General features: G+C 64.3%; 23 protein-coding genes. 11 read left to right on the forward strand and 12 right to left on the reverse strand.

Annotated features, from left to right (window positions below):
• Positions 1–181: 181 nt before the first annotated feature.
• Together NKJ67_RS31765 and NKJ67_RS31770 are read left to right on the forward strand one after the other, a co-directional pair.
• On the forward strand, positions 182–979 hold the full coding sequence (locus NKJ67_RS31765) for an ATP-binding cassette domain-containing protein (protein ID WP_013530993.1): 798 nt from the start codon (positions 182–184) through the stop codon (positions 977–979).
• Positions 976–2,025, forward strand: coding sequence for an ABC transporter permease (locus NKJ67_RS31770; RefSeq protein ID WP_256747002.1), 1,050 nt, complete (start codon positions 976–978; stop codon positions 2,023–2,025). The genes NKJ67_RS31765 and NKJ67_RS31770 overlap by 4 nt, the downstream gene beginning before the upstream one ends.
• A gap of 270 nt (positions 2,026–2,295) precedes the next feature.
• On the opposite strand, the gene NKJ67_RS31775 is transcribed toward NKJ67_RS31770, so the two are convergent.
• Positions 2,296–4,995, reverse strand: a complete 2,700-nt coding sequence (locus tag NKJ67_RS31775) for an ATP-dependent helicase (RefSeq protein ID WP_352585265.1) — start codon at positions 4,993–4,995, stop codon at positions 2,296–2,298.
• A 251-nt stretch (positions 4,996–5,246) separates the two neighbouring features.
• Here NKJ67_RS31775 and NKJ67_RS31780 point away from each other — a divergent pair, with 251 nt between their 5' ends.
• Positions 5,247–7,562 carry a glucose/quinate/shikimate family membrane-bound PQQ-dependent dehydrogenase gene (locus NKJ67_RS31780; RefSeq protein WP_352585266.1) on the forward strand — a complete coding sequence of 772 codons (2,316 nt, stop codon included), beginning with the start codon at positions 5,247–5,249 and terminating at the stop codon, positions 7,560–7,562.
• Between the two features lie 137 nt (positions 7,563–7,699).
• Here NKJ67_RS31780 and NKJ67_RS31785 read toward each other — a convergent pair whose 3' ends face one another.
• Both NKJ67_RS31785 and NKJ67_RS31790 read right to left on the reverse strand, forming a co-directional pair.
• Positions 7,700–8,134 (reverse strand): hypothetical protein, encoded by a 435-nt coding sequence (locus NKJ67_RS31785; RefSeq protein ID WP_352585268.1) that lies wholly within the window; start codon positions 8,132–8,134, stop codon positions 7,700–7,702.
• An 8-nt stretch (positions 8,135–8,142) separates the two neighbouring features.
• Positions 8,143–8,298, reverse strand: a complete 156-nt coding sequence (locus NKJ67_RS31790; protein ID WP_292337795.1) for a hypothetical protein — start codon at positions 8,296–8,298, stop codon at positions 8,143–8,145.
• A 269-nt stretch (positions 8,299–8,567) separates the two neighbouring features.
• Here NKJ67_RS31790 and NKJ67_RS31795 point away from each other — a divergent pair, with 269 nt between their 5' ends.
• The gene (locus NKJ67_RS31795; protein WP_352585270.1) at positions 8,568–9,455 is read left to right on the forward strand and encodes a dienelactone hydrolase family protein; all 888 of its coding nucleotides are present in this window, start codon (positions 8,568–8,570) and stop codon (positions 9,453–9,455) included.
• Between the two features lie 10 nt (positions 9,456–9,465).
• On the opposite strand, the gene NKJ67_RS31800 is transcribed toward NKJ67_RS31795, so the two are convergent.
• A complete protein-coding gene (locus tag NKJ67_RS31800; RefSeq protein WP_352585272.1) occupies positions 9,466–10,374 on the reverse strand; it encodes an EamA family transporter in 909 nt (302 codons plus the stop codon).
• A gap of 89 nt (positions 10,375–10,463) precedes the next feature.
• Here NKJ67_RS31800 and NKJ67_RS31805 point away from each other — a divergent pair, with 89 nt between their 5' ends.
• The gene (locus NKJ67_RS31805) at positions 10,464–10,943 is read left to right on the forward strand and encodes an Lrp/AsnC family transcriptional regulator (protein ID WP_292656297.1); all 480 of its coding nucleotides are present in this window, start codon (positions 10,464–10,466) and stop codon (positions 10,941–10,943) included.
• Between the two features lie 27 nt (positions 10,944–10,970).
• On the opposite strand, the gene NKJ67_RS31810 is transcribed toward NKJ67_RS31805, so the two are convergent.
• Together NKJ67_RS31810 and NKJ67_RS31815 are read right to left on the reverse strand one after the other, a co-directional pair.
• Positions 10,971–11,168: a hypothetical protein gene (locus NKJ67_RS31810; RefSeq protein ID WP_013531006.1), complete on the reverse strand. Its 198-nt coding sequence runs from the start codon at positions 11,166–11,168 to the stop codon at positions 10,971–10,973.
• A 236-nt stretch (positions 11,169–11,404) separates the two neighbouring features.
• Entirely contained in the window at positions 11,405–11,884 is a 480-nt protein-coding gene (locus NKJ67_RS31815) for a thioesterase family protein (RefSeq protein ID WP_292656300.1), read from the reverse strand.
• 102 nt (positions 11,885–11,986) lie between these two features.
• On the opposite strand from NKJ67_RS31815, the gene NKJ67_RS31820 reads away from it, so the two are divergent.
• The 3 genes from NKJ67_RS31820 to NKJ67_RS31830 all read left to right on the forward strand — a co-directional run bounded on the left by NKJ67_RS31820 (position 11,987) and on the right by NKJ67_RS31830 (position 14,582).
• Entirely contained in the window at positions 11,987–13,405 is a 1,419-nt protein-coding gene (locus NKJ67_RS31820; RefSeq protein ID WP_256747008.1) for an FAD-binding oxidoreductase, read from the forward strand.
• Positions 13,406–13,960, forward strand: a complete 555-nt coding sequence (locus NKJ67_RS31825) for a hypothetical protein (RefSeq protein ID WP_032900277.1) — start codon at positions 13,406–13,408, stop codon at positions 13,958–13,960.
• A 100-nt stretch (positions 13,961–14,060) separates the two neighbouring features.
• Positions 14,061–14,582, forward strand: a complete 522-nt coding sequence (locus NKJ67_RS31830; protein WP_027034895.1) for a hypothetical protein — start codon at positions 14,061–14,063, stop codon at positions 14,580–14,582.
• Positions 14,583–14,647: 65 nt separating this feature from the next.
• On the opposite strand, the gene NKJ67_RS31835 is transcribed toward NKJ67_RS31830, so the two are convergent.
• Complete coding sequence (locus tag NKJ67_RS31835) at positions 14,648–15,610, reverse strand: Dyp-type peroxidase (RefSeq protein ID WP_352585276.1); 963 nt, start codon at positions 15,608–15,610, stop codon at positions 14,648–14,650.
• A 132-nt stretch (positions 15,611–15,742) separates the two neighbouring features.
• On the opposite strand from NKJ67_RS31835, the gene NKJ67_RS31840 reads away from it, so the two are divergent.
• Positions 15,743–19,708 carry an AsmA family protein gene (locus NKJ67_RS31840; protein ID WP_352585278.1) on the forward strand — a complete coding sequence of 1,322 codons (3,966 nt, stop codon included), beginning with the start codon at positions 15,743–15,745 and terminating at the stop codon, positions 19,706–19,708.
• Between the two features lie 10 nt (positions 19,709–19,718).
• On the opposite strand, the gene NKJ67_RS31845 is transcribed toward NKJ67_RS31840, so the two are convergent.
• Positions 19,719–20,156, reverse strand: a complete 438-nt coding sequence (locus NKJ67_RS31845; RefSeq protein WP_352585280.1) for a MarR family winged helix-turn-helix transcriptional regulator — start codon at positions 20,154–20,156, stop codon at positions 19,719–19,721.
• 157 nt (positions 20,157–20,313) lie between these two features.
• Between NKJ67_RS31845 and NKJ67_RS31850 the strand changes: the two genes are divergently transcribed.
• A complete protein-coding gene (locus NKJ67_RS31850) occupies positions 20,314–22,116 on the forward strand; it encodes a chloride channel protein (RefSeq protein WP_352585282.1) in 1,803 nt (600 codons plus the stop codon).
• Here NKJ67_RS31850 and NKJ67_RS31855 read toward each other — a convergent pair.
• The 4 genes from NKJ67_RS31855 to NKJ67_RS31870 form a co-directional block, all read right to left on the reverse strand.
• Entirely contained in the window at positions 22,113–22,337 is a 225-nt protein-coding gene (locus tag NKJ67_RS31855; RefSeq protein WP_127328907.1) for a ribbon-helix-helix domain-containing protein, read from the reverse strand. The genes NKJ67_RS31850 and NKJ67_RS31855 overlap by 4 nt on opposite strands.
• Positions 22,334–22,531 carry a DUF4169 family protein gene (locus NKJ67_RS31860; protein WP_352585284.1) on the reverse strand — a complete coding sequence of 66 codons (198 nt, stop codon included), beginning with the start codon at positions 22,529–22,531 and terminating at the stop codon, positions 22,334–22,336. The genes NKJ67_RS31855 and NKJ67_RS31860 overlap by 4 nt, the downstream gene beginning before the upstream one ends.
• 16 nt (positions 22,532–22,547) lie before the next feature.
• Positions 22,548–23,084, reverse strand: a complete 537-nt coding sequence (locus tag NKJ67_RS31865; RefSeq protein WP_027160604.1) for an SspB family protein — start codon at positions 23,082–23,084, stop codon at positions 22,548–22,550.
• Between the two features lie 118 nt (positions 23,085–23,202).
• Positions 23,203–23,895 carry a TetR/AcrR family transcriptional regulator gene (locus NKJ67_RS31870; protein WP_352585286.1) on the reverse strand — a complete coding sequence of 231 codons (693 nt, stop codon included), beginning with the start codon at positions 23,893–23,895 and terminating at the stop codon, positions 23,203–23,205.
• Positions 23,896–24,083: 188 nt separating this feature from the next.
• Between NKJ67_RS31870 and NKJ67_RS31875 the strand changes: the two genes are divergently transcribed.
• Positions 24,084–25,289 carry a multidrug effflux MFS transporter gene (locus NKJ67_RS31875; protein ID WP_127396237.1) on the forward strand — a complete coding sequence of 402 codons (1,206 nt, stop codon included), beginning with the start codon at positions 24,084–24,086 and terminating at the stop codon, positions 25,287–25,289.
• Positions 25,290–25,330 lie beyond the last annotated feature (41 nt).

A 25,330-nucleotide genomic window follows, 5' to 3' on the forward strand; every position in this document is an offset into this window, starting at 1 on the left:
CCCCCTTTTCTACTTCTACTCTCGCCTCCCCCCCCCTCCGGGTTTGTTTCCTTCTCGGCGCGTGCGCCCGCGCCCCCCCCCGGGCGGGGGGGGGGGGGGGGGGCGGGGCGCCCCCCCCCCCCCCCCCCCCCCCGGGACCGCTGGCGACAAAGCCGGCAACAGACAATCAAGCGAGGATCCGATGGCAGAACGCCTCATCGAACTGCGCGACATCAGCAAGTCCTATGGCCAGGTCTATGCGCTGGGCGGGGTCAATCTCAGCGTCGACCGCGGCGAGGTCGTCGGCCTGCTCGGCGACAATGGCGCCGGCAAGTCGACGCTGATCAAGATCCTCTCCGGCGTGGTCAAGCCGACCAGCGGCGAAATCCTCGTGCGCGGCAAGCCGGTGACCGGGTGGAGTGCGGCGCGTTCGCGCGAGGCCGGCATCGAGACGGTGTTCCAGGACCGGGCGCTGGCCGTGCAGCAGACCATCGTTCGCAACATCTTCATGGGCCGCGAACTGACCGGCTTCATGGGCTTTCTCAGGGTCAACAAGGAGATCGAGGAAGCGAGCCGGCTGATGCGCGAGATCGGCTTCACCTCGAAAGTGTTCACGCCGCAGTCGATCGTCGGCCAGCTTTCGGGCGGCGAACGCCAGGGCGTGGCGATCGCCCGCGCCATCTACAAGCAGGCCGAGCTGATCGTCCTCGACGAGCCGACGACGGCGCTGTCGCTGACCGAAACCGCCAAGGTGTTCCATTTCGTGCGCCAGGTGCGGGCGAGCGGCCGCTCGATCCTGTTCATCGGCCACAACATCCATCATGTCTTCGACATCGCCGATCGCTTCGTCGTGCTGGATCGCGGCAAGGTCGCACTGACGACCGACCGCAGCGAGGTCAAGTCGGCCGAAGATCTCATCAACTTCATGGAAGAGGTCGCGCATCCCGGCGGATTGGCCGGACTGCACGATGCCGGCGACGCGGAGCAGAGAGCACGATGAGCAAGACCATGGAGCCAGATCTGCACGAGCCGTCCGCCGGCATTGCCCGCCCCAGTGCCCAGAAAGAGTGGAAACACCCTTCCGATCACTGGATGCGCGGCTTCATCCTCGACAACCGTGCCGCGCTCGGCACGCTCGCCGTGTTCATCGTCATGATGACGGTGTTCATGATCGCCAACCCGACCGTCTTCACCACCTGGTATCTCTACCGCTCGGTGCTGACCACGCTCCCCGTTGCGCTGTTCGTGGTGGTGCCGCTGGTCTTCGTCGTCACCTGCGGTGAGATCGACCTGTCGTTTCCGGCGACGATGGGTTTTGCCTCATGGGTCTTCGCGCTGGTCGTGCAGGCCGGCTACGATCCGTTCCTCGGCATCGCCGCGGCACTCGTCACCGGCATGCTGCTCGGCTTCCTGGTAGGCTCGCTGGTCGTCTATGGCGGGCTGTCGTCGCTGATCGCCACGCTCGGCATGAATTTCCTGCTGCGCGGCCTGATCCAGATCATCAACGAAGGCAAGTCGATGGCGCTGACCAGCCTCAGCGACAGCTGGGCCTACACGATCTTCTCAAGCCAGCTCCTCGGCATTCCGGTGCAGATATTCTGGGCCATCGGCTTCGTCGTGCTGTCGGCGATGCTCTACAACCGCCATCGCTTCGGCGCGCAGGTGAGGGTGGTGGGCGACAACCCCGACAGCGCCCAGCAGATGGGCATCGACGTCAAGCGCGTGCGGGTGAAAGTGTTCGTCTTCGTCGGCATCGGAGCGGCGCTCGCCGGCACCTTCTCGGTGATGATCAACTTCACCTGGTGGCCGACGGCCGGCGACGGCTATCTCCTCCCGGTGCTGGCCTCGGTATTCGTCGGCGGCACGCCGACCTGGGGCGGCATCGGCACCGTGGTCGGTGGAGCGATCGGCGCCGTCACCGTGTCCTTCATCCAGACCGGCGTCGTCGCGGCAGGCCTGAGCGGCTTCTACGTGCAGTTCTTCAACGGCCTGATCATCATCCTGTCGCTGCTGGGGCATAAGTGGAACCAGGCAAGGTATCGGTGAGGGTTTCGTTGGCGGATCGCATGCCTTGACGATTGGCGCCGGCGCTCATCGTTTTCGTCATCCACGGGCGAAGCAAGGAGCGTAGCGACGCAGCGCAGACCCGAGGATCCATGCCGCGACTTCAACGCGTCACTACGGTGCAGAATTCTGCTCCGCTGCACTCCACGGCCAAGGTCACGGCATGGATCCTCGGGTCTCCGCGACGTCGCTTCGCTCCTGCTCCGCCCGTGGATGACGAAGGTGGGAGCTGTCCGCGGGAAAACGCCATCTTCACACCGCCGCGACGAACCCGTCCAGCACGCGTTTTTGGCCGGCCTTGTCGAAGTCGATGGTCAGCTTGTTGCCCTCGATGGCTGATATGTTGCCGTTGCCGAATTTCTGGTGGAAGACGCGGTCGCCGACGTTGAAGGGCGATGGCTTGTCGGCGACGGATTTGGCGACCAGTTCGCCGTCGATGGTGCGGCCCTTGACCGAGGTGCGGCCGGCGCCGTAGCCGCTGTCCGTCTCGCCATAACCGATGCGCTCGACCTGGTGGCCGGAGCGCGAGCCCCAATTGCGGTCGGTCGCCTCGGTGCGGTTGGCCTGCGCGCGCTGCCAGCCCGGCGTTGCATAGGTGTTTGAGAAGGCGCCGGATTTTTCGCTCTCGGCGCCGACATTGTCGAAGCGCGAGGCGCCATAGGGGTTTTGCCGTCCCGCGCCCTGGCCGCCGCGACCGGAGGCAAAAGAACCGCCGCCATAGGAATTGCCGTAGCCGCCATAGGAGTTACCGGTTTCGGCGACCTCGACATGAGCTTCCGGCAATTCTTCGAGGAAACGCGACGGGATGGTCGACTGCCACAGGCCATGGATGCGGCGGTTGGAGACGAACCACAGATGCAGGTTCTTCTTGGCGCGGGTCAGGCCGACATAGGCGAGGCGGCGCTCTTCCTCCAGCCCGGAGCGGCCGCCTTCATCCAGCGCACGCTGGTGCGGGAACAGGCCTTCCTCCCAGCCGGGCAGGAAGACGGTCTCGAATTCGAGGCCCTTGGCCGAATGCAGCGTCATGATCGAGACGGCGTCGAGCCCGGCATTCTGCTCGGCGTCCATGACGAGTGCGACATGCTCAAGGAAGGAGCGCAGCGATTCGTACTCCTCCATCGAACGGATCAGCTCTTTCAAATTCTCCAGCCGGCCGGGGGCTTCGACCGAGCGGTCGTTTTTCCACATGTCGGTGTAGCCGCTCTCTTCCAAGATGGTCTCGGCGAGCTCGGTGTGCGGCGTGGTTTCCAGCGCCTTTTGCCAGCGCTCGAAATTGGCGGCCACTTCGCGCAAGGCCGCGCGCGGCTTCGGCTTCAACTCGTCGCTTTCGGCCAGCTTGGCGGCGGCCTCCAGCATCGGGATGCGCAGCGCACGCGCGGTGTCGTGGATCTGGCGGATGGTGGCTTCGCCCAGGCCGCGCTTGGGCACATTGACGATGCGCTCGAAAGCGAGGTCGTCGGCGCCTTGGGCGACGACGCGGAAGAAGGCCAACGCATCGCGGATTTCCATGCGTTCGTAGAAACGCGGGCCGCCGATGACGCGGTAGTTGAGACCGAGCGTGACGAAACGATCCTCGAATTCGCGCATCTGGAAGGACGCGCGGACCAGGATCGCCATGTCGTTGAGATTGTGCTTTTGCCGCTGGTAGGTCTCGATGGTCTCGCCGACGGCGCGCGCTTCTTCCTCGGAATCCCAGGCGGCGTGGACATGCACCTTGCCGTCTTCGGGATCGTTGCGGTCGGTGAACAGCGTCTTGCCGAAGCGGCCCTCATTGTGGGCGATGAGGTGGGAGGCAGCACCAAGGATGTGCGCAGTCGAGCGGTAGTTGCGCTCCAGCCGGATGATGGTGGCGCCGGGAAAATCCTTGTCGAAGCGCAGGATGTTGTCGATCTCGGCACCGCGCCAGCCATAGATCGACTGATCGTCGTCGCCGACGCAGCAGATGTTTACGGTGGCGCGGGTGTCAGTCGAAGAGCGCCCGATCTCCCCCCTAGAGGGGGAGATGTCGCCGGAGGCGACAGAGGGGGGCGCTGTCCCTCCAGCCTGTCGGCGCGAGGCGCCCCCCTCTGTCCTGCCGGACATCTCCCCCTCAAGGGGGGAGATCGGCTTGCCTTGCGGCCTTTGCGCCAGGAGGCGCAGCCACATATACTGGGCGGTGTTGGTGTCCTGGTACTCGTCGACGAGGATGTATTTGAAGCGCTTGTGGTATTCCTTGAGCACGTCCGGATTGGCGCGGAAGATGCGGATCGGGTGGCACAGCAGGTCGCCGAAATCGCAGGCGTTCAGCGTCTTCAGCCGCTCCTGATAGGCCTTGTAGAGTTCGCGGCCCTTGCCGTTGGCGAAGGCGCGGGCGTCGCCCTCGGCGATGTCGGACGGGCCTTGCCCCTTGTTCTTCCAGCCGTCGATCATCTGGGCGAACTGCTTGGCCGGCCAGCGCTTGTCGTCCAGACCTTCGGCCTGGATCAGCTGCTTGATCAGCCGCACGACGTCGTCGGTGTCGAGGATGGTGAAGTCGGAGCGCAAACCGGCGAGTTCGGCATGTCTGCGAAGCAGCTTCACGCCAATCGAGTGGAAGGTGCCGAGCCATGGCATGCCCTCGACATTGCCTTCGCCGATCAGCACGCCAATGCGGATCTTCATCTCGCGCGCGGCTTTGTTGGTGAAGGTCACCGCGAGGATCTGCGACGGGAACGCCTTGCCGGTGGCGAGGATGTGAGCGATGCGGGTGGTGAGCACGCGGGTCTTGCCGGTGCCGGCTCCGGCCAGCACCAGAACCGGGCCTTCGGTGGTTTCCACCGCTAGCCGCTGCTCCGGGTTGAGGCCCTTCAGGTAGTCGGGTGCGTTGTTGTGTCCGCTGCGGGCAGCCATGGCGCGCGCGGCGATGCCCGACGGGGCCGGGGGCCGCGCGTTGGGTTCGTCGAAAAAGGGCATGTCTTCGGAAAAGCCGGACATTGCCCCGAATGTAGTGATTCGGTGGGGAAAGACCAGAACTGTCTACGTTTTGTTCCGCTAAAGTGCCCGATTGCTGCCCACGCTCCCAGTGCGGTCGATGTTATCCCAATTGCGATGGACCATTACCGCCTGCGCTTGAGGCCCATGCTTGACAGGCGGGACCGTCGGGAGAAAGTTGTGCTTCGGGCAGCGACGCAATGCCGGGTTGCCATGGCAGCGCCGCGAAGTGCAACAGTCGAAGGAGTATCATCTTGGCTGTCACCATCACCTCCCTCATTCTTTTCCTCATCGGCCTGGCACTCGGCGGCGGCGGCATCCGCCTGGCGATGCTGGGCGGCAGCTGGTACTATGTCGTTGCCGGCCTTGCCTTCCTGATCGCCGCCTGGCTGCTTTACCGGCGCAGGTCGACTGCTTTGTGGCTCTACGCGGTGATCGTGCTCGGCACGTTGGCCTGGGCGGTCTGGGAAACCGGCTTCGACTGGTGGGAACTCGGGCCTCGCGGCGGCATCATCGTGCTTCTCGCTTTTTGGCTGCTGACGCCGTGGGCGAGGCGGGGTCTCGTCGGCCCTGACGGGCGCGCGCCGCTGATCCTTGCCGTGCTGGCATCATTAGCCGTCGCCGGTTATTCGATGACTTCGGATCCGAAGGATATTGCCGGCGAACTCGGCACCGACAAGGTGGTCGCCAACGCCAATCTCGGCAATGATGTGCCGGCCGGCGAATGGCACTATTACGGCCGCACGCAGTTCGGCCAGCGCTATTCGCCGCTCGACCAGATCACACCGGACAATGTCGCCAAGCTGCAGCCTGCCTGGACCTACCAGACCGGCGATGTGAAGGGTCCCGACGATGTCGGCGAGACCACCTACCAGGTGACGCCGCTTAAAATCGGCGACACGCTCTACATCTGCACGCCGCATAATTTCGCCATCGCCATCGATGCCGCGAGCGGCAAGGAGAAATGGCGCTTCGATCCCAAGGTCAAGCTCGACAAGGACCGCCAGCACCAGACCTGCCGCGGCGTGGCCTATTACGCCGATGCCGCCGGCGCCGCCGGGCAGCCCTGTGCGACCCGTGTCTATCTGCCGACCTCGGATGCGCGGCTGATCGCGCTCGATGCCGCCAACGGGCAGATCTGCCCGGCTTTCGCCGAGGGCGGCACGCTGAACCTTCTGACCAACATGCCCTATCCGAAGTCGGGCTATTATTACTCGACCTCGGCCCCGCTGATCTCAGGCGGCAAGATCATCGTCGGCGGCGCGGTCAACGACAATTATTCGACGCAGGAGCCGTCCGGCGTCATCCGCGCCTACGACGCTGCCACCGGCGCGCTGGTGTGGAACTGGGATTCCGGCAATCCGGACCAGACGACGCCGCTGCCGGCCGGCCAGACCTATACCGCCAACTCGCCCAACATGTGGTCGACGCCGAGCGCCGACGAGAAGCTCGGCCTGCTCTACGTGCCGCTCGGCAACCAGACGCCGGACCAGCTCGGCGCCGGGCGCAGCGCCAATGTCGAGAAGTTCTCGTCGTCGATCACCGCGCTCGACCTCAACACCGGGCAGGTGCGCTGGGTGCGGCAGACCGTGCACCACGATCTCTGGGACATGGACGTGCCGGCGCAGCCGAGCCTGATCGACATCACCAAACCCGACGGCACGGTGGTGCCGGCGCTGGTCGGGCCGACCAAGCAGGGCGACCTCTATGTGCTCGACCGCCGCACCGGCGAGCCGGTCATTGCGGTCAACGAAGTGCCGGCGCCCGGCGGCGCGATAGAAGGTGACCACACATCGCCAACGCAGCCGGTCTCCGATCTCACCTTCATGCCGAAGCCGCTCACCGGCGCCGACATGTGGGGCCTAACCATGTTCGACCAGTTGGCCTGCCGGATCGAATTCCAGGGCCTGCGCTATGAGGGTCGCTATACGCCGCCTTCCGTCCAGGGCTCGCTGATCTACCCCGGCAACTTCGGCACCTTCAACTGGGGTGGCGTCGCCGTCGACCCGGTCCGGCAGGTGCTGTTCGGCATGCCGACCTATCTGGCGTTCAAGTCGGAGCTCATTCCGCGCGATCAGGTGCCGCCACCGGACGAAGGGCGCGGCAGCGAGCAGGGGCTGAACCGCAACGAGGGCGCGCCCTATGCGGTGGTGATGGGACCGTTCCTGTCGCCGCTCGGCATTCCTTGCCAGGCGCCGCCCTGGGGCTATGTCGCCGGCGCCGATCTCAGGACCGGCAAGATCGCCTACATGCATCGCAACGGCACTGTCTACGATATGACGCCGCTGCCGCTGCCGCTGAAGGTCGGGGTGCCGGGCATTGGCGGGCCGATGATCACCGCTGGCGGCGTCGCCTTCCTGGGGGCGGCGGTCGACGACTATCTGCGCGCCTACGACCTGACATCGGGCAAGCAGCTGTGGCAGGCGCGGCTGCCGGCCGGCGGGCAATCGACGCCGATGACCTATACGGTGGCCGACGGCCGCCAGTTCGTGGTCATCGTCGCCGGCGGCCACGGTTCGGTCGGCACCAAGCCCGGGGACTATGTGATCGCCTACGCGCTGCCGAAGTAGGGGCGCAGGGGGCGCGATCTCTCAGAGGTCGCGCCGCCCATCATCTGTGCCGGTATCTTTTCCCCGTATATTGACGGGGAAAAGTGCCCGACTGGGCGATGAGGGGCGGCAAATCTTCCGATCGGCCCGATTGTCGATCAGCCAATCCCCAGATGGCCTTTCAGGCTGGGCACCGAGCCGAGCACCTTGTTGGTCAGGTCGGGGCCGGCGGCGGCTTCGGCCTGCTGGATCAGCGTCGCGCCGGCCTTCTGGACCTGCGCCATGTCGAGCCCGGATGCCTTGAGCGCGGCGACGCCGTTGATCAGCGCGCCGGCCTTCTCGCCGAGAACGCCGCCAAGCGCGCCCTGCAACGACGACAGAAAACCGCCACCGCCGGCCGGAGCGGCAGCCATGACGTCATATTGATGGGCGAGGTCGTCGGCGCCGGGGATCCTGGCGAAGAACGCCGAGGCGCTTGTGCCTTCCGCCTCGTGTTCGAGCACCGAGAAGATGGTGCCGACGACTTTCTCCGTCGTCGCCTGGTCGAGGCCCGCCTTCTGCGAAACGGTGTTGACGATGTCCTGGACGTTCATGGCGTCACTCAGCCCTGGGTTTTCGTGTTGCGGTTCCGCTCAGTGCGGACCCTGATCAACGATCGTCTGCCTGCGTTCAGAACCATCGAGCACAGGGCCAAAGCGGCGGTCGCCGAAAGGACGAGCGCGCTGGCGAGGATCGGGGAAGGCATGGTCATGGTCATCGCTTCCTTCTGGGTCTGACGTGTGGGCACACGGCCAGGATACTGGTCGATAGCCACCTTCCCTCACGATTGTGGCAGCGCCAGCAGGATTTATCGCCAATGACCAAAAAGTGATGACATGGCCGCGCATGGCGCTGGCTTTACTGCTCGGGCGCGGCCGGCGCCCTGCGCCTGAGGCAATCGGCGGCCGCCATGAGTGCTCGACTGGACCATGCCGGCTTGGTCCCTATGTAGCTGGGAACTAAAGCCCGAAGCAGAGGACCCCATCCATGACGAAACCCGACGCCAAGCCCGCCATCACCCAGGCGATGATCGACGCCTATGACGAATATACGCATCTGACGCTCGATCGCCGCCGGTTCATGGAGCAGTTGACCCGGCTTGCCGGATCAGGTGCGGCGGCGGCCGCGATCGCGCCGCTTCTGGCGGCAAATTCGGCGCAAGCGGCTGTTGTCGCCGACAACGATCCGCGGGTGAATGGCGAGGACATCAGCTATCCCGGCAGCAGCGGCGAGATGAAGGGCTACCTGGTCAAGCCCGCGGACAAGGCGGGCAAGCTTGGGACGGTGATCGTCGTGCATGAGAACAGGGGGCTCAACCCGCATATCCGCGATGTGACGCGACGCGTGGCGCTGGAGGGGTTCGTGGCGCTGGCGCCGGATTTCCTGTCGCCGCTCGGCGGAACGCCAACCGATGAAGACAAGGCGCGCGACATGTTCGCCAAGCTCGATCCGGCGCAGACCATCGCCAACGGTGTCGCGACCGTCGCTTTCCTCAAGAGCGACAAGGACGGCAACGGCAAGGTCGGCGCCATCGGCTTCTGCTGGGGTGGCGGCACGGTCAACATGCTGGCCATCAACGCGCCCGATCTCAGTGCCGGCGTTGCCTATTACGGCATGCAGCCGAAGGCCGCCGATGTATCCAGGATCAAGGCGGCCTTGCTGCTGCACTATGGCGGACTGGACGAGCGCATCAATGCCGGCATCGACGCCTTCAAGAAGGAACTCGACGCGGCGCATGTCGAATACACGGTCTATGTCTATGAAGGCGCCAACCACGCCTTCAACAATGACACGTCGGCAGCGCGCTACGACAAGAAGGCGGCGGACCTCGCCTGGGGCAGAACGATCGCCTTCCTCAAGCAGAAACTGGCATAGGGGCGTTCGTCTAATCCGTGTTCGCCGGCTTGTGGAAGGCGACGCCGGCGACCACCAGCGCAATGCCGAGGCAATCGGTAAAACTTGGCATCTGGCGCAGCACGACGACGCCGATCAGCGTCGCGGTGACGGGCAGCAGCGACAGCATCAGCGCGAAGCTGGCGCGTGGCAGCCGCGACATGGCGAGCTGGTCGCAGATGTAAGGAATGACAGAGGAGCAGATGCCGACGCCGATGGCGGCGAGCAGCAGCGGCAGTGAGAAAAAGGCTGGCAGCGCATCGGTGAAGCCGATCGGCAGCACGACCACGAAAGCGATCGCCATGGCGGCACCCAGGCCGGCGATGCCGCTGCCGGCGCCTGACGCGGCGACGCGGTGGCCGAGCACGATGTAGCCGACAAACAGCGCGCCGTTGAGGAAGGCCCAGAACAGCCCGATGGGATCGTCGGACCATCTGACGTCGATGAGCAGCAAGGTGCCGGCGACGGCGACGGCAAGGGCGGCAAGATTGCGCGGGCTTCTGAGGCCGATCGCCGCGACGCCGATGGTGCCGACGAATTCGATCGCCGCCACCAGCGAGATCGGCAGGCGGTCGAGCGCAAGGTAGAACGAACAGTTCATCACCGCCAGGCAGGCCCCGAAGGCCAGCAACAGCACCCGCGTCGAGCGATCGGCGCGGGCGAAGCTTCGCCATGGGCGGGTCAGCGGCGCGAAGATGAGTGCTGCCGTGGCGATGCGCAGCCATGCCATGCCGAGCACGCCGACATGCGGGAAAAGCAGCACGGCGAAGGCCGGCCCGAGATAGTGGAAGACGGCGCTGACGCCGAACCAGACATGCGGCGGCAATTTTTCCGTCAGCCTGCCCAGGGTGGGGTTGCCGAGGGCAGGGCTCGCCGCGAGAGCTTGCGTTTGATCATCCATTCGGATCAGTATCGCAGGCGGATATATCTGTTTATATGGATGATGATCAGCTTTTCGGCGGTCTTTCTCCCTGAAGCAAGGAATTTTTCATGAAACGCCTTCGAACTGAAAAAGCCGATCTCGATGCCGCTGACATGAAGATCCTGCGTCTGCTGGAAAAGGACGCGCGCACCAGCACGGCGGAACTGGCACGCTCGGTCGACCTGTCGGCGCCGAGCGTGGCAGAGCGCATCAAGCGGCTGCAGGAAAGCGGCGTCATCGAGGCCTATTCGGTCAGGATCAACCCGGCGACACTCGGCCTGCCGCTGTCGGCATGGCTGCGCATCCGGCCGGTGCCGGGGCAACTGGCCGTCGTGGCCGAGATCATCCGCGAACTGCCGGAGATCGTGCAATGCGACCGGGTGACCGGCGAGGACTGTTTCATCGCGCTGGCGCATGTCGGCTCGGTAGCCGAACTCGAGCGGGTGATCGACCGCATCATTCCTTATGCGATGACCAATACGGCGATCATCCAGTCGTCGCCGGTGGTGGCGCGCTCGGCGCTGGGAGCGTTGAGGCGCCAGGCTTGACCTAGGGGGATTGTTCCGTTCGAAGACCTATGCGTGGCCGCGCTTCATGCGCGCCTGCTTCAGAATGGCGCGCCAGCGGATCATGTCGAACGGGATCGGCTCGTTGTTGTTGGCGATGTGGAAGATCTCGTTGTTGACGTTCTTGAGCGAGCGCCAGAAATCGTAGTCGGTGATGCGCGGATCGGCAGCCAGCCTGTCCACCTCGACCTTGATGTCGGTTTTCATGCACTTTCCTCGAACCGGCGCCGCGCCGCCCGTGTCGCTACCTCGATGCGGATCGTTTTCGACCGACCCGCTGAGTCGCGCAACGGCTCAAATGGCTTGTTCCCGTTAAAACCTTGGTAAGGTTAACGAGGGCGCCGCGCCGCTTCAAGCACTGCTGCCGGCCGACGGCAGGGTTCTGCGATTTTAGATTGCGGGTGTGGCTTTGAAGCCGGGAACGAAAAGGTGTCGGCTTCGCCCTATTTGCGTTTGATGCCGATCGAACGGCCGGCCCGTTCCGGCATCGGCAGTGCCGAATGGGCGGCGCGCATGGCTTCGACCCTGGCCAGCACATCGGCGGGGAAGGGTGAGACCTTCGGCCCGGACATGTCGACATGCAGCGACAGCGATTCGGAAGTCGCGGCCAGCCAGCCGTCGACATGGCGGATTTCCTGATAGGCCCGCAGCCGCTTGTCGTCGTGGTCGATGAGCTGGAAGGAGACCGTGACCTGGTGCTCGAGGTGCAGTTCCTGCACGTAGCAGACATGGACTTCGGCCGTGTAGATGGTCAGGCGACGATCCCTGGCATAGTTCGGTCCCATGCCCATTGCCTCGAAGGCATCGTCCGAGCAGCGGTCGAACAGCACGTTGTAATAGGCCATGTTGAGATGGCCGTTATAGTCGATCCAGTCCTTCTCGATGTCCATGGGTTTTGAGACGAAGGGAGTGGGGATGGGCATCGAAACTTCCTTGTTCTGGCGCTGGACAGAGCGTGGCGGGTAAGACTACGCATCCATAGACGCATAACAAGCGTGGACGCTGGTCCATTCGCGGAGGAATTCATGGCTCTGAGCGACCTCAACCCGGTCGAACGCAACGAGGAAGGCATCGCGGCGGTGCTCGGCATCCTCAAGCAGCAGCTCGGCGAGCGATTCCAGACCGGCCAGGCGATCCGCTCGCAGCATGCGCACACCACCACCTATATTCCGACGCAGGCGCCTGACGGCGTCGCCTTTCCCGAGACGACGGCCGAGGTGCAGGAGATCGTGCGGGCCTGTGCCGCGCATCGTGTGCCGGTGATCGCCTTCGGCGTCGGCTCTTCGCTGGAAGGCCATACCAACGCGCCGGGCGGCGGCATATCCGTCGACACGTCGCGCATGAATCGTATCCTGGCGATCAATCCGCAAGATCTCGACTGCACGGTGGAACCCGGTGTCACCCGCGAGGATTTGAACCGGCACCTGCGCGACACCGGACTGTTCTTTCCGATCGACCCCGGCGCCAATGCCTCGCTGGGCGGCATGGCCGCGACGCGGGCCTCCGGCACCAACGCGGTGCGCTACGGCACGATGCGCGAGAACGTACTGTCGCTGACCGCCGTCATGGCTGACGGCGAAACCGTGACGACCGGCAAGCGGGCGAAAAAGAGCTCGGCCGGTTATGATCTGACGCGGCTGCTGGTCGGCTCGGAAGGCACGCTCGGCATCATCACTTCGCTGACCTTGAAGCTGCAAGGCATCCCGCAGGCGATTTCGGGCGGCGTCTGCCCGTTTCCGAGCGTCGAGGCGGCCTGCAACGCGGTTATCGCGACGATCCAGATGGGCATCCCGGTGGCGCGTATCGAACTGGTCAACGCGCTGCAGATGCGGGCGATGAAGAACTATTCGAAGCTCGACTATCCCGAAAGCCCGTGCCTGTTCGTCGAGTTTCACGGCAGCGATGCCGGGGTTGCCGAACAGGCCGAGACTTTTGGCATGATCGCCGAGGAGAATGGCGGCGGGCCGTTCCTGTGGACCAGCGTTGCCGAGGAGCGCACCAAACTGTGGAAGGCCAGGCATGACGCCTACTGGTCGTCGCTGACGCTGCGGCCTGGCGCCAAGGGCCTGTCGACCGATGTCTGCGTGCCGATCTCGCGCTTTGCCGAGTGCGTCATGGAAACCGAAGCCGATATCGCCGAGATGGGTCTGATCGCGCCGATCGTCGGCCACGCCGGCGACGGCAATTTCCACGTGCTGGTGCTGATGGACGTCGATGACCCCAAGGAGATCGCGCTGTCGGAAAAGTTCGTCGCGCGGCTCAACATGCGGGCGATCGCCATGGATGGCACCTGCACCGGCGAGCACGGCATCGGCCAGGGCAAGATCGGCTTCCTGCGCCACGAACTCGGCCACGGCGTCGACATCATGCGCACCATCAAGCAGGCGCTCGATCCGCTCGATATCATGAACCCGGGCAAGATATTGCCCGGCGAAGGCCATTAGATGTCGACTGACGAGAGGTTGCTGCCGATCGAGGTGCCACCGTCGTCCGCTGGCGCGCCACTTCCGCACGTGTTTGCGGATGGAGGCAAGTTGCTTATTGCCTATATCGTCAACACTCCGGATCCATCATTTGATGGCACGAATCCGCGCTCGATTTCGCCTACAACGGGCAATCAGTCAGTCGCGATCCTGACAGTAGACCCATATCTGGCACTTCAATTCGGCCCACCGAATGACGAAGCCATCAGCGGGCATCGGCTATATGGACTGGGTTTACAGCCCTATTCCTCATTCGAAGTTCTCAACTCGTTGTGGACCGCTTCCCTGGAACGAGCAAATCGGGTTCATTCGTCTCACACGCCGGACCTGTTTTCAGGCTATAGGCATTTCATCCTGACGTTCCACGATTCGACGCTGGAATTCATTGCCGAGAGTTTCTCGGCCAGCCTCCATGAGGGGGCGGTTTTAACCGTGTTGATGGAGACTGCCGGACACCGGGCGCTTGTGCGCGACGTCAAACCGGTTCGTTTTCTCGATAGGCTTTGGCGACGTTGATCATTCAGGGATTTCCCGTGCCTTGATCGCACCACCATTTGGTTCGAAGCTTCGGCAGCGAGCCTGGAACATTCAGGCGTGCCAGCGGAGGAGGAATGCCATGGCGATTTCACGCAAGGAAGCGGCGCGTGCGCTGAGCGCTGACGAACAGGAACTGGTGGAGAAGTCGCACCATCCGGCGGTGCAGGAGCTTTCCGACGGCGATCTTGCCGGTCTGGTCAAGCTGTTGCGGGAGCGGCGCGACAAGGCGCAGACCCAAGCACACCGCCGCCGGCGTGAAATACGCGGCAAGGGCGCGTCGAAAGGCGCTGCACCCTCAAAGTCCGATGGCGGTTCGCAGACAAAGCTTGCGGTGCTGGCCATGGCCATGCGGCGGCTGAATGGCGAGGCCGAGCGGCGCCGGCAACTGGCGGCCAGCGTTTCGCTGATCGAAAACGCGCGCAAGGCATTTGTCATGAAGCAAGGGGCGACGCCGGAAGGTCCTGCTTTCAATTCGCGCACCGCGCGCAAGGGGATGCGGTCGGTGGCAAACCAGAGGGCGCAAGACCTCGTTCGACCGATGGAGCTTGGCCGGCAGCGCAAGGCGGCCAAGGTGGCGCAAGCAAAGCGCGACGCACGCTGAGGGTTCTGACAATCGCCGGGTGAAATCGTGGGGGCGCCGGCCTGCCGTGCGGTCGCAGGCGTCTTCTATGCGCCCTCAACAAGGGTTTGCAGCATGGGGCGGGTTGGCGCGAAGAATGTCGTGCCGGTGTGCGGCGTGGAGAAATCGAGCAGCCGGTCGTAAGCACCCGGCGGCTCGCCGATATACATGCGCTGCAGCATCTTCTCGATCACCCAGAGATACCTGCTATAGCCGATGAAGTAGGTGCCGAATTCGTTCTGTCCGGGCCTGCCGAACGGCATGTTGTCGCGCAAAATGTCGTACTCGTTGCCATCGGCATCCTCGATGGTGGCCAGCGACTTGTGCGATTTGCGCGGCGCGTCGTCATCGTCGATTTCGATGTTGTCGATCTTGGTGCGGCCGATGATTTCTTCCTGGAGAGGCGTCGGCGTCCGCCCCCATGCCTGGAGATCGTGCAGGTACTTCTGGACGACGACATAGCTGCCGCCGGCGAAGTCGGCGTCTTCATCGCCGACGAGTGCCGACGCGGGCAAATCGAGGCCGGTCGGGTTGGCCGTGCCGTCGACAAAGCCGAGCAGGTCGCGCGCATCGAAGTACCGAAAGCCGGAAACCTCGTCGACGACGTTCACGGCATCACCGAGATTGTCGAGCAGGATGCGCTCGAACTCGAAGCACATGTCGGGGCGTTCGGAGCGGATGTGGAAGAGGAGATCGCCAGCGGTCGAAGGCGCCGAGTGAACGGCGCCCTTGATCGGCGCGAACGGTTTCAGTTCCAGCGGCCGCCGATCTGGAGAAAGACGATTCCAGAGATCGCGGCCGATGCCGGCAATGCACGAAAGCCGCCCGGAAAGATCGCGGAACCCGACGGTTTTGACGAGATCGTCGAGCCCGCCGAGCACGGAGGCAACCCTGGCGAGCGCGCTCTGCTCGCCGGCGACGGTGACGACAAGAAAGACCGCCGAAAGCGACAGCGGGGCGTCGACACTTTGCGCATCGATCGGCACGCGATCCCAGTTCTTGCCCGACATCCGAATTCTCCGCTTTTGCGAGGATTTGTTTCAGATCATCCGGGATCGCGCAACACTGGATGAATTGCCTCTTTATCGACACGCGGATGCGGGTAGAGTGCGGCAGAATTTCAATCAACCCATTCGGAGCTGATGCTCGCTCGCCTGTTCGTGATCTTCGGTGGCCTTTTTGTGCTGGTGCTGTGCGCGGCGCTGGTGGTGCCGTATTTTGTCGACTGGACCGGCTACCGCGCCCAATTCGAGCGCGAGGCCAGCGCCATTCTCGGCCGCAAGGTGACCGTGCAGGGCGACGCCACGGCAAGGCTGTTGCCGTTCCCCTCGGTGACCTTCTCGAACGTCGCCGTCGCCGGCGGCCCCAATGGCCAGCCGGCCATGACCGTCGAGACGTTTTCGATGGATGCCGAACTGGCGCCCTTCCTGCGCGGCGAGGTGCTGATCTTCGACATGCGGCTGGTGCGGCCGAAGGCGACCATCGACATCGCCGATGACGGCACCGTCGACTGGGCGATGCGGCCGTCCTCGCCCTTCGACCTCAACCAGATCTCGATCGAGAAGCTGACGGTGACGGAAGGGCAGATCGAACTGCGCCATGCCGCCGGCGGGCGCAGCCACCTGTTTTCCGAGATCAATTCGACCATCTCGGCCAAGTCCCTGGCCGGGCCATGGCGCATGGACGGCACGCTGCGGCTGGACGGACTGCGCACCGCGGTCACCGCGTCCACCGGCAAGGCCGAAGGCAACGGGCAGATGCGGCTGCGGCTGAAGGCCGATCCGGACGCCTATCCGCTGGTCATCGAAACTGACGGCAATGCCGGTATCGTCAATGGCGCTGCCGTCTATTCCGGCCAATTCAAAATCTCCGGGGCGGACAAGAACAGCGCCGAGTTGCGCGGCACCGATGGCGAGACGGTGAAGGTCTCAGCCGGCAAGCCCGATCCGGGCTTTCGGCTGAATGGCAAGTTTTCGCTCGACCACCAGAAGCTCGGCGTCGACGAATTCCGCTTCGAGACCGGGCCGCTCGACAACCCCTACACCGCCGATGGCAAGGCTTCTGTCGATCTCGGGCTGAAACCGAGTTTCGCCATCGAGGCCAATGGCGCGCAGGTGCAGTTCGACGAGGCGGTAGGCGCCGAAGCTGGCGCCGGCCTGACGCTGGACCAGCGCATCGCGGCGTTTGAGCAGGCGCTGCTCGACATGCCGAAGCCGACCATCCCCGGCACTGTCGAGGTCAAGCTGCCGGCGGTGGTGGTCGGCGACACCACGGTGCGCGACGTGCATCTTTCCGCCGAGCCGGTCGATGGCGGCTGGTCGGTGAAATCGCTTGCCGCGACCTTGCCCGGTCGCACCACGCTGGAAGCCGATGGCATGCTGGTGCTCAATTTGGAGGGTCACTTCGGCTTCAACGGTTCGCTGCTGGTGGCCGTGGCGCAACCTTCCGGCTTTGCCGCCTGGCTGTCGAAGGATGTCGACGAGGCGATCCGCCGTCTGCCGGCCGCCGGCTTCAAGGCCAAGGTCGACCTCTCGCAGAAGCGCCAGGCCTTCAGCGATCTTGAACTGATCCTGGGCAAGGCGAGGTTTTCCGGCCGCATCGATTCCAGCCAGCCCGACGATGCCAAGCCGTCTGTGCTGATGCGGCTCGAAGGCGATGATCTCGATGTCGACGGGCTGGCGGCCTTCGCCTCGATCTTCGTCAGCGACAAGGGGGCCAATCGCTTTGCCGACCGCGACCTCGATTTCCAGATCAAGGCCGGGCCGGTCAATGCCGGAGGGTTGACCGCCGATACGATCGACACGGCGCTCAGGCTGCGCGATGGGCTGCTCGAAATCGACCGGCTGTCGGTGGGCGGACTGGCCGGCGCCTCGATCAGCGCCACCGGCCGGATCAAGGATTTCCCGGCGAGCCCGACCGGCAAGCTCGATGCGTCGGTGATTGCCGTCGATCTGAAGCCACTGATCGACGTCGCCGCCCGGCACTATCCCGACAGTGCCGTGCTGAAAGGGCTGGCGAGCCGCGCCGCTGCCTATCCCGAGCTGTTCCAGGATGCGCGCATCGACCTGGTGGCGAGTGCGGCCGACAATGGCGACGGCACCACGGGCCTGGCGGTGAGCGGGCAAGGCAAGGCGGGCGGCTCGGCCTTTTCGGCGTCGCTGTCGGGGAAGGGGGCGGTGGACAAGCTTCTCGAAGCGCCGGTGGCGCTGACCTTCAACGCCAAAAACCCTGATGCCACCACGCTGCTGGCGCTCTACGGCCTGCCGGCGCTGCCGCTCGGCATGCTGGGCGAGGCAAGCACCGACATTCAGGCCAAGGGAACGCTGGGTGGCGGCCTGGCGACGAATTTCAGCCTTGCAGGCAATGACTTCAAGGCGGGTTTCGAAGGCACGATCGCCGACACGCCGCAAGGCCTCGCCGCCAAGGGCAAGCTCAGCCTCGACGCCGCCGATATCGAGCCATGGCTGATGACGACTGGCATCGGCCTGCCCGGCATGGGAGCGGGCATGTCGACGTCGCTCGCCGCGCAGGGTGACTATGGCAACGGCCTGCTGGTGCTGGACGAACTCAGCGGCGCCATCAACGAGGCGGCGGTGTCCGGCGACGTCAATATCGATGTAAAGGAGGGGGTCGACGGCAAGGCCGGCGTGCCGCATCTGGCCGGCGCGCTGATGCTCGACGAACTCGACCTCGATCCGATGGCGGTGGCGCTGTTCGGCGATTCCGCCTTTCTTGCCGACAAGGAAGAAACCAACAAGGGTGGCGTGTGGCCGGCGACCCCGTTCAGCCAGAAATCCAACCTGCCGTTCACCGCCGACCTGGACCTGACGACGGCAGCGCTCGCCGCCGGTCGGTTCGCCACCGCCTATGATGCCGCCTTTTCGCTCAAGCTCGACCAGGAAGGCATCCGCGTTTCGGATCTGAAGGCGAAATTGCTGGGCGGGGCGCTCACCGGCCTGTTCGAACTGAAGAACAATGACGGCACCGGCCTGTTCTCTGGCCAGATGAAACTGGCGGGCGCCGATCTGGCGACCGTGCTGCCGGATGCCGGCATCAGCGGCATCGGCGATTTCTCGACGGCACTGTCAAGCAGCGGCAAATCGGTCGAAGGGATGGTGGCCGCCTTGTCGGGCTCCGGCACGGCGGCGTTGAAGGGCGTGAAAGTTGCTGGTGTCAATCCAGATGCGTTCAGTGCGTTCCTCGCAAAGGCGGATGCGATCGGGCGCGACATCGACGCGGCCAAGACCGCCGGCTTTGCGCCTGACATCGCCGCTGATGGCAGCTTCGCCGCTGGCGATGCCGACATAGCCTTCACGGTTGCCGGCGGCACGCTGCGGGCGCCACCGGTCAGCCTGGAAAATCCGGCGGCGACCTTGTCCGCCGACGTCACGGCGGATCTCAACGCGGCCACGGTGTCGGCCAAGGGTGCGATCACCTATCGGCCTGGCGACGAGGCACTGGTCGGCTCCGAGCCGGTGGTGAATTTCACCGCCGAGGGGCCGTTCGGCGCGGTCAAACGAGCATTCGACAGTGAGCCGCTGGCGCAGTTCCTGACCCAGCGCGCGCTGGAGAAAGAGCAGCAGCGCGTCGAGGCGATGCAGGCCGCGCTGCTCGAAAAGCAGCGGCTGCGGCGCGAGGTGCGCTACTACGCGGCGCTGCAGACCGAACGGGATAAGGCCGCCGAGGAATTGCGCAGGCAAGAGGAGGCGGCGCGGCTGAAAGCCGAGGCTGATGCCAAAGCCAAGGCCGAAGCGGATGCCCAGGCGAAAGCCGATGCCGACGCCAAAGCTCAGGCGGAAGCGGACGCGAAAGCCAAGGCGGACGCCGATGCCAAAGCCAAGGCGGACGCCGACGCCAAGGCCGCTGCCGAACGGCAAGCGGCCGACGAGGCGGCCAAAGCGCAGGCCGAGCAGGAGCGACAGAAGGCGGAAGAGGCGATGCGCATCGCCTCGCAGGAAAAGGCAAAGCTCGAGGCTGAACGCAGGGCCGCGCAGCAGGCTCCGAAGGTGGAGCGGGCACCGCTGCCGCAGGCCAATGACAATCCGCCGCCGGCCAAGCCGAAGTCCAATCCGTTCACCATCGACAATCTGCTGAAGTCGCTGCAGTAGTCGACGGCAGTTACCCGCCACCCCGATCGAGCAGACGCCGCAGCATCGGTTCGATACGCGACAGTTCGTCGAGATGCACCGCCGACAGTTCGGCCAGGCAATCGTCGGCGCGCTCGGTCAGCTGCAGCAGCACGCGGCGGTGGTCGTCCTTATCCTGATCCCTTGTAACCAGCCCCGCCTCGCCGAGGCGGTTGACCAGCTCGACGGCGCTGTGGTGGCGGATGCGCAGGCGCTCGGCGAGGTCGCCAACCGTCACCGGGCCGCCGCCGGGGAATCCCTTGATCGCCAGCAGCGCCTGATGCTGGCGCGGGGTCAGGCCGGCGTCTTCCGCCTGGACCTGGCTGAATTCGAGGAAGCGGCGGATCAGATAGCGAAACTCCGACAGTCGCTGGTAATCGGCCTGGCTGATGGCGGGGCGTGGTTTTTGTGGCTGCGACATATCAGACATGTGTTCGTTTTCCGGCGAAAGCTCAAACGGATTTCGGGCGAAACCGACTTGAATATTTATATCGTGTTACGATACATAGCCACCGACAAGCCCGGCTGGCCGCTTCGACCGTGCCGCATATCCACATTCGGCCCGCCGCCAGGAAGCAAAGCCCGCCATGAAGACCCCTCACTCGAACCCGGAGCATCTGCGTGATTTCACCACGGACGCCAGGGTGCTGCTCGTCGCCGCCATTGCCGTGGTGGTGGCGACAGCCGGACTGGTTGCCGGCATCGCGCTTTTGAAGCTGATCCGGCTGGCCACCAACATCGCCTATTTCGGCCAGTTCTCGCTTGCCGACCTGAAGCTTGAGGACACACCGCTTGGGCTTGCCGCCGTCATCGTCCCGGTGATCGGTGCGCTGATCATCGGCCTGATGGCGCGCTTCGGCAGCGAGAAGATCCGCGGCCATGGCATTCCCGAGGCCATCGAGGCGATCCTGCTCGGGCGCTCAAAACTCGACGCCAAGGTGGCGATCCTGAAGCCGCTGTCGTCGGCGATCTCGATCGGCTCCGGCGGACCGTTCGGCGCCGAAGGCCCGATCATCATGACAGGCGGCGCGATCGGCTCGCTGATCGCGCAGATGCTGCCGGTCAGCGACAACGAACGCAAGACGCTGTTGGTGGCTGGTGCGGCAGCAGGCATGACCACGGTGTTCGGAACACCGATCGCCGCCATCATGCTTGCGGTCGAACTGCTGCTTTTCGAATGGACCCCGCGCAGCTTCATCCCTGTGGCGGTGGCAGCTGTTATCGCCGAGGTCGAGCGCACCATGCTGCATCTGCCTGGACCGATCTTTCCGTTTCAGGGCGGCATGGAGGTGTCCTTTGTCGGCCTTGCCGGCTGGGTGGCGATCGGCGTTTGTGCGGGACTTTTGTCGGGGCTGCTGACGCAGATGGTCTATGCCTGCGAGGACGGTTTTCAGAAACTGCCGATCCACTGGATGTGGTGGCCGATGCTCGGCGGCCTGGTGGTCGGCATCGGCGGGCTGATCGAGCCGCACGCGCTCGGCGTCGGCTATGACAACATCACCGACATGCTGGACGGCCGCACCGTCGCGACGGCGGCCCTTCTGCTGCTGGTGGTCAAGGCGATCATCTGGTCGGTTGCGCTCGGCTCGGGAACGTCGGGAGGTGTGCTGGCGCCGCTGTTGATCATGGGCGGGGCCATGGGCGCTGTGCTCGCCGGCGTTCTGCCTGCCGCGGATCCGGGTTTCTGGGCGCTGCTGGCAATGGCCGCCACGATGGGCGGCACGATGCGTGCGCCGCTGACCGCCACGTTCTTCGCCGTCGAATTGACCGGCAACACACATATGCTGGTGCCGCTGATTGCTGCCTGCGCCGCGGCGCACGCCGTCACCGTGCTTCTGATGAAGCGGTCGATCCTGACCGAAAAGATCGCCAGAAGGGGACATCATCTGGTTCGCGAATACCGCGTCGACCCTTTCGCCCTGACCAGGGTGCGCGAGGTGATGACCTCACAGGTCGAAAGCGTGCCGGCGACGATGACACTGCATGGCGCGGCAGCGTTCCTGACCGCGCCGGAGACGCGGCATCCGAGTTTCCCGGTGGTCGATGAGCACGGCCATGTGCTGGGCCTCATCGATCCGCCGGCGATATTGCGCTGGAGACGTGCCGGCACGCACCGCACGACGACGCTTGGCGAACTGCTGGCCGGCAGCAAGGTGACGCTGGCCTATCCGGATGAATATCTCGAAGGCCTCTCCGACAAGCTGCTGACGGCCAACGTCTCTCATCTGCCCGTCGTCACTCGCGAAGGCTCGCAACTGGTCGGCTATGTCGGCTGGAAGGATCTGATGCGCGTGCGGTCGAGGAAGCAGGCCGAGGAGCGCGAGCGTTCGACCTTGCTTGGCTTCGGCACCAGACGCAGGAAGAAGGAAGCGGCGGTCGAGGGCCTCTAGAAATCCGTTCCGCGCTTCGCCCACTCCAGGACATGGAGCCTCAACGCAGAGGACAGGTTGGTGTCGCGGGGCCTTGTCTCGTCGACTTCGGCGACAAGCGCGGCGAGCGTCAGCTTTCTGGTCGCCGCGATCGCGACGAGGTCGTCATAGAAGGGTTTTTCGAGCGAGTAGCTGGTGCGGTGGCCGCGAATGGTCACCGAACGCTTTTCGACCGGGCTCATAGGTCGTCAGGGTCGCCGGGCTTTTCACGACGATGCCCGGCAACGAATTTTTCACTCTTGTCGGCGGCGATGCGGTCGCGTTCTTTTTCGGCCTTGGAGCGGCCGTGCAGCGCGCGATTCTGTTCGGCGGCGCGCAGCTTTTCGTCCCGCGCCTTTTGCTTGCGGGCCTGGCGGAGATTGACGATTTCGGCCACGGCGTAAGTCGCCGGCCTATTTCTTGCGGAAGGCGTCGAGCGAGACCACTTCGGCGCCCTTGGTGGCGGCGTCCGCGGCCGCAGGCTTCTTCTCCGCCTCGGCGGCGGCCTTCTTCTCGGCCTTCGGCTTTTTCTCGGAGACGATGGTCAGCGGCTCCGGAGTTGGCGCAGCCGGTTCCTCGGCTGCCGCGCCATCCGTCTTGACGTCGAATTCGAGCTCGAAATTGACCGAGGGATCATAGAAGCCGCGCACGGCCGAGAACGGGATTTCGAGTTTTTCCGGAACATCGGAGAAGGACAGGCCAACCTCGAAGCCGGTATCGGTCACCTTCAGGTCCCAATACTGGAACTGGATGACGATGGTCATCTGCTCGGGATAGCGCTCGCGCAGCCGCGAAGACACGCGTACGCCCGGCGCGCCGGTCAGGAAGGTGATGAAGAAGTGGTGGTTGCCGGGGAGGCCGGTGCGCGCGACCTCGGCCAGGACCTTGCGCATGACGCCGCGCAACGCCTCCTGGGCCAGAATGTCGTAGCGGATGTGGTCGTCGGCCATGTGGCGGTCGGGTTCCGTTGAATCGTCCGCATAGCTGTAATCAAGCTTGAGGGCGGCGTAAACCGCATATAGATCACCCTCGCGCGGAAGCGAAGACTATTGCCAGCGATTTGATCGCTCAGGCGGCGCTGGTGAGCGCGCTTTGCTTTTCGGACGAGGCCGCGGACCGGCGCTTGCCGAAGGCGCGCAGGAAGGTGCGCACGCCATTGGTCGCGGATTGCAGCACCTCGTCCTCGCGCGGCGAGCCGCCAAGCATGAAGGTGGTCTGCAGTTCGGCATTGACGAGGCCAAGGAACTGGCGTGCCGCCACGTCGGGATCCTCGATCGTGAGATGGCCGCCATAGGCGAGGCGGGCGAAGCGGGCGGCGATTGCTGGCCATGTCCTGCCCGGACCCTGTTCGCGCCATTCGGCAAACAGTTCGGGATAGCGCTCGCCTTCGGTCTGGATCAGCTTGCGCAGGAATTTTCCGTCGCGGTTGCAGATGCAGTTCTGGTTCAGGCGCACGGCAAAGCCGATCAGGTCGGCTTCGAGATCCCCCGGCTGGTCGGGGAAGGTGGCAATGGTGGCGAAGATGCCGGCATTGCAGCGTTCGGTGAGGTCGCGGACCACAGCGACGAACAGTCTCTCCTTGTCGCCATGATGGTTGTAGATGGTCTGACGCGAAACGCCGGCTTCGGCGGCGATCAGATCGATGTTGGCGCCGGCGAAACCTTCGCGGCAAAACACGGTGGCGGCGGAGTCGACGATCGAGAGGCGCTTGGCCTCATGGCCGCGTGGCGGGAAAATGTCAGGAGAAACGTGCAGCTTCATAAAAAACTATATAGAGGTGATTGACGATTTAGACAAGAGTGTCTAAATTTGTGGACACAAGATAAAGAGATTTCGCGTGAGAGAGACGAATAGGATTCGCTCTTGAGGTGTCGGAATCTCACGGGATGGAACGTCCTAGGTTAGACGTCGCCTGGCGGCGGCAACCAGATTTGAAAGAAGCCTTTATCATGAGTCCCAAATTCCTCCGCATCGCGGTCGTGCTCGGCTTGTTGTCCGCCATCGGCCCGTTCGCCATCGACATGTATCTGCCCGCGTTGCCGTCGATCGGCGCGGATCTGCATGCCAGCACCGCTGCCGTGCAGATGAGCCTGTTGATCTTCTTCCTGTCGATGGGTTTTGGCCAGATCGTCGTCGGGCCGATCTCCGACATGGTCGGCCGCAAGCTGCCGCTTTATGGCGGCCTTGCGCTGTTCATGGTTGGCGGCATCGGTTCGGCAATGGCGCCGACCATCGAATGGCTGATCGCTTTCCGTTTCCTGCAAGGGCTTGGCGCCAGCGCCGGCATGGCCGTTCCGCGCGCCATTGTGCGCGACCTGCACACCGGCAATGAGGCCGCCAAGCTGATGTCCTTGCTGATGCTGGTGTTCTCGGTGTCGCCTATCCTGGCGCCGCTGACCGGCAGCGTGATCATCGAGAGTTTCGGCTGGCGCGCCGTGTTCTGGACGGTGACGGGCGCGGCCGCCCTTGCCACGGTGCTGCTCGCAACCTCGCTCAAGGAGACGCGGCCGGCTGAAGAACGCGTCGGTTCCTCCTTCGGAACCGCGCTTGCCGGCTATCGCTTCCTGATGGGCGACCGCAATTTCCTTGGCCTGGTGGCGATCGCCGGCTTCGGCATTGCGAGCTTCTTCGTCTATCTGTCGAGCTCGTCCTTCATTCTGATCGACCATTACGGGCTGTCGCCTTCGGTCTACAGCGTGTTCTTCTCGATCAATGCGGTGGCTTTCATCGGCATGTCGCAGCTGACCGGGCTGCTGGCCGAGCGTTTTGGGCTGCGCCGCGTGGTGCGTGTCGCGGTGACCGGCTATGCCTCGACGATGGTGGTGCTGTTGGCGATCATGGCGACGGGCGTCGACCGGCTCGACGTGATGGCGGCCCTGCTGTTCGTCGGCTACGGCTTCCTCGGCCTGGTCATTCCGACCACCTCGGTGCTGGCCATGGAAGAGCATGGCGAGATCGCCGGCACGGCGTCGGCGCTGATGGGCACGCTGCACTTCGCCATCGGTGCGCTCGCCATGGGCGTTGCCGGCGTGTTCTTCGATGGCACGCCGCTGCCGATGGTGGCCGGCATCACGCTCTGTGCGGTGATTTCCTTCACGCTGGCCAAGGTCACGCTCGGCCGCTCGCGCGAGGTTGCCGAGGCACCGGCGGAATAACCAAAACAAATGAAAAAGGCCGGGGTTCATCCCGGCCTTTT

The sequence above is a fragment of the Mesorhizobium sp. M0088 genome (assembly GCF_040322895.1).
Taxonomy (GTDB): domain Bacteria; phylum Pseudomonadota; class Alphaproteobacteria; order Rhizobiales; family Rhizobiaceae; genus Mesorhizobium.